This window comes from Mogibacterium pumilum (assembly GCF_002243385.1).
In the GTDB taxonomy this organism is placed as follows: domain Bacteria; phylum Bacillota; class Clostridia; order Peptostreptococcales; family Anaerovoracaceae; genus Mogibacterium; species Mogibacterium pumilum.
In genome coordinates this window covers 1,768,597-1,770,754 of the sequence record NZ_CP016199.1, presented here as the reverse complement: position 1 = coordinate 1,770,754, position 2,158 = coordinate 1,768,597, and the positions used below count along the sequence as shown (strand labels likewise).

Annotated in this window: 1 protein-coding gene; it reads left to right on the top strand. The window is 46.5% G+C overall.

All coding sequences use genetic code 11. The features are described 5' to 3' along the window. Positions 1-708 precede the first annotated feature (708 nt). Positions 709-2,064, top strand: a complete 1,356-nt coding sequence (ltrA, locus tag AXF17_RS08450; protein WP_237049005.1) for a group II intron reverse transcriptase/maturase — start codon at positions 709-711, stop codon at positions 2,062-2,064. Positions 2,065-2,158: the final 94 nt, after the last annotated feature.

Sequence of the window (2,158 nt, the reverse complement as noted above, 5' to 3'; positions counted from 1 at the left end):
TTGAGGAACAACAAAGGACGGAGAATTTAACTAATCATGGTTAAATCTCCGTCCTTTTTAGATTATCCAAATTATGATGTGTACCCCTTGTCAGGGACAACATTGATTTTTTTGGGGTGTTTTTTTATTACCCCAACAAGTGTATAGGTAGGGGTTTAAAACACCACAATGAAATGGATAGGTACCTCCTAAACCCCAAAAGAATTTATAGAACCTGAACTTTTAGATGTATTAAGGTCGGTGGCATATGCTACCGACCTTTTGTCGGTGTGCCGGGCATGGCACAGTTCTTACTGGTGAGAGTCCAGTCACGGGTATTTACCGCCAAGTGTAGCGAACCGCAAGCGGAAAGCAGTAATGCTCAAGTGAAGGAAGCGGTGTAGCAAAGCCATCGAGCCTACGAACAGAAACCGGATACAAGGCTAAACGGTGGGTGAGGTTGCTACACAAACCGAAGCCCAAAAGGTAAACGTATCACCGAGACAGTAAATCCGGAGGTTGTGTGGCGAAAGAACTATGTCTTACCCCGGGAGACCCGGACGGCGTGGAAACACGTGCGGAAAAGGCTTGCGTCCGGGAGTCAGCTTAGACCATAGTACCGGGAGCACGAACGGGAAGGGTCTAATGTCAATGTATTGCAAATCACTGCAAGCAAGGTCGGAATAATCCGAAATCGAGGATATGCTCTGAAAGCAGAAACGTAAGTCTGTGGAGGCAAAAGGTAGAGGGGATGATTTCCGGCAGTTTTACGAACAGAAAGAGGAGCAACAAGTGGAATTAATCGAATGGATATTACAGGACAGGAATATTGACGAGGCAATCAAGAACGTCAAGCGAAACAAAGGTGCAGCCGGAGTCGATGGGATGACGGTAGATGAACTTGACGTGTATTTTACTCTTCATAGGGAAGAGCTGAAGACTCAGATACGTGAAGGTAAATACAGGCCGAGTCCGGTAAGAAGGGTCTACATACCTAAAGCCAACGGCAAGAAGAGACCTCTCGGAATACCGACAGTCACAGACAGAGTTGTACAGCAGATGACAGCACAGATACTGTCTCTGGGATATGACAAATATTTCAGTGACCATAGTTATGGGTTCCGAGCGAACAGAGATTGCCATGGAGCGATAGAGAAAGCCCTCGAATACCTCAACGAGGGATATGAGTGGGTGATAGACCTTGACATCGAGAAGTATTTCGACACGGTAAACCATGACAAGTTAATTTCAATACTCAGAGAACGCATTAATGATGCGAAAACGCTACGACTGATTCGACAGTTTCTAAGAGCTGGAGTCATGGAAGATGGCTTGGTAAGCCCAAGTGAAGAAGGGGTACCGCAAGGTGGACCTCTTTCACCTATACTATCCAACATCTACCTTGACAAGCTCGACAAGGAACTGGAATCAAGGGGACTTCATTTTGTCAGATACGCTGACGACTGCGACATCTTCGTGAAAAGTGAAATGGCGGCAGACAGAGTGATGAAGTCTGTGACAAGCTGGCTGGAGCGCAAACTTCGGCTGAGAGTCAGTGCCACTAAGACAAAGGTAGTAAGACCTACGAAGAGTAACTTTCTGGGATTCACATTCTGGAAGAGCAAAGACGGTTGGAAGTGCAGGCTTGCCAAAGACCGAAAGAAGAAACTCTATGAGAAGACTCGTGAGATTCTTTGTCGGAAGAAAGCGGCTGCGCGAACCATAAAGTCTACCTTTATGCAACTGAACTGGCTCATCCGGGGGTGGATAAACTACTACAGAATCGGTAGCATGAAAGGCTTTCTTGATGAATATGGACAATGGCTGAGGCACAAGGTGAGAGTAGTGATACTCAAACAGTGGAAAAAGCCGAAGACCATATTCAAGAACCTGATGGCTCTGAATAGGATTCAGGAATGTGGCCTTGAGGAGAAAAGATTGTTAAGCGTGGCAAACGCAAGGCAGGGATGGTACCGAATGGCTACTATTCGGGATATTAATTTCCTGCTCAATCCAACGATACTTGGCAAAAAGACAAAGAGCCGACCGGGATTGGTCGACCCTTTGGCGTATTATCTGAATTAACGCTTGATTCTATGTTGATGTAGCGCCGTATACGAGACCCGTACGTACGGTGCAACGGGAGGGTTGAGGGCTAACGCCCTCGCTCTACCCTATT